General features: G+C 44.5%; 1 protein-coding gene. It reads left to right on the top strand.

Features of this window, described 5'->3' with window-relative positions; all coding sequences use genetic code 11:
* Positions 1–23 precede the first annotated feature (23 nt).
* A partial coding sequence (locus H5993_RS09670) for a transposase (protein WP_338033150.1) occupies positions 24–429 on the top strand: 406 nt, incomplete at its 3' end.

Raw genomic sequence — 429 nt, 5'->3', positions numbered from 1 at the left:
CAACGGATAAGAAGTTGTCGCAGGTGAAGGGCTTTAAGTATGCGGACAAACTATTGGCTCTCGCCAAAGATTCATACTCAGAAGCCGTTCAAGTAGACGAAGTTCGTTATTTTTGTCGGCAACTGATTGAGTTAACCATTCAAAAGGAAAAATTGATCAAAGAGATGGTTGATCTAGCTCAACAAGAATCTGCTTTTGAATCATATGTCTCAATGCCTGGAATTGGCGCCCAGACGGCTGCTCAACTGATGGCCGAATTAGGCGATATTACTCGCTTTGATAACGCCAACCAACTGAATGCTTACATTGGGATCGATCTTCGCCGGCATAAGTCAGGAGAGGAAGCCCGTAAAGATCACATTAATAAACGCGGAAATCCAATTGCCCGGAAGCTGGTCTACTTTGCGGTTGGTAATATGATCCGCCAAC

The sequence above is a fragment of the Limosilactobacillus alvi genome, assembly GCF_016900115.1.
Lineage (GTDB): Bacteria > Bacillota > Bacilli > Lactobacillales > Lactobacillaceae > Limosilactobacillus > Limosilactobacillus alvi.
This window is presented reverse-complemented; position numbering and strand designations above follow the sequence as displayed.